This window comes from Methylobacterium sp. BTF04, assembly GCF_010692745.1.
GTDB lineage: Bacteria > Pseudomonadota > Alphaproteobacteria > Rhizobiales > Beijerinckiaceae > Methylobacterium.
In genome coordinates, this window is record NZ_JAAHTB010000170.1 from 1 (window position 1) to 1,527 (window position 1,527).

General features: G+C 59.4%; 1 protein-coding gene. It reads left to right on the top strand.

Features of this window, described 5'->3' with window-relative positions; genetic code table 11:
* Window positions 1-1,028, top strand: a 1,028-nt coding sequence (locus G3T14_RS24100; protein WP_246733541.1) for a methyl-accepting chemotaxis protein, incomplete at its 5' end; no start/stop codon positions are given.
* Window positions 1,029-1,527: the final 499 nt, after the last annotated feature.

Below are 1,527 nucleotides of genomic sequence, written 5' to 3' on the forward strand. Positions count from 1 at the left end.
CGCACGCCCTGAGAGCCCTGGCTGCACGAGAGAATCTGGCTGAGGTGCCTGGGAGTACCCGACGCGATGAGATCGGCGACATCGCACGGGCTGTCGTCACCATTCGCGACGTCTCTTTGGAAGATGCTGCAGAGCAGCTCAAAACGACGGAAGCCACGCGCGTTCAGGAAGCACGCGCGCGGCGGATCATGCTGCAAGACCTGGCGGACCAGTTCGAACAGTCGGTGGGTAGCATCGTTTCGAAGGTATCCCAGGCGGCTCTCGGCCTTCAAAATTCGTCCGGAGCCATGAAAGAAGCGGTCGAAGGGACGTCTTCGCGTTCCAACAGTGTGGCCATAGCCGCGCATCAGACCGCCGACAATGTGAATGCGGTTGCGGCTGCGGCTGAAGAGCTCGGCGCGACCGTGCAGGAGATCGGTCGTCAGGTGGAGCGCGCTGCAGAGATGTCGGCCGTTGCCGTTCACGATGCGGGCCGAACGGAGGCGACTATGAATGCTCTAGCCTCCGCGGCAGCCCGCATCGGCGACGTCGTCGGCATGGTATCGAATATTGCTAGCCAAACCAACCTTTTGGCCCTCAATGCGACCATTGAGGCAGCGCGTGCCGGCGACGCTGGCCGAGGCTTTGCCGTCGTCGCGGCTGAGGTGAAGGAACTCGCCAGCCAAACCTCGCGGGCTACCGAGGAGATCAGCCAACAGGTTGTCTCCATCCAGACTGCTACCGATGAGGCCTCGGAGGCAATCAAGGCCATTGCATCACAGATCCAAGCCATGAATGCGGTCACGACGGGGATTTCCGCAGCTGTCGAAGAGCAGGGAGCGACTACTCAGGAGATCGTGCGCAACATGGGTCAAGCCTCGGCTGGAACGAGTGGAATGACATCGAATATCGCCGAGGTCGCCCGTGTGGCGGATCAGGCTGGCCACGCAGCGGCAAGTGTCCTTCAGGCCTCAGACGTGCTGTCCGAGCAATCCGCAAACATGCGTAGTGAAGTCGACCGCTTCCTTGCGAATGTCCGGGCTGCCTAGCCTGGAAAGCAGCGTCGAGGACGCGCAGGCAGATGCTCGCGTTGATATGACGCCGCGCGATTTAGTTGCGCGATGTTTGACAACAACGTGCCGAGCCTGAAAGGAATAATTTGCCCCTGTACTTCTTCCACGTTCACACGCCGAATGACCTCACGCTGCACGATCAGCAGGGGGCCGAACTTGGTAACCGCACTGAAGCGCTTGCATATGCTCATGCCGAGGCCACCAAACATCGTGGGCTGACCATGATGGGTGATCGTCTCACTCCAGGATGGAGTGTCGAGGTCTTGGATGAGGCTGGGTTTTCCTGTGGGAATGTCCCTATCGAAATGTTACGCGAAGACGATGGCTATCCGGTGTAAAGATCTTTGGATCTGCTGTTGATTTCCGCTGAGAGTTGACCCAGCGGAGCCCGAAGTTTCCATCGAGAAGTGACCCGTGTCTGAACCCACCCCTGGCTTTTGGTCGGGGGGTCATGGAGTGATCGACATGGCGTTAT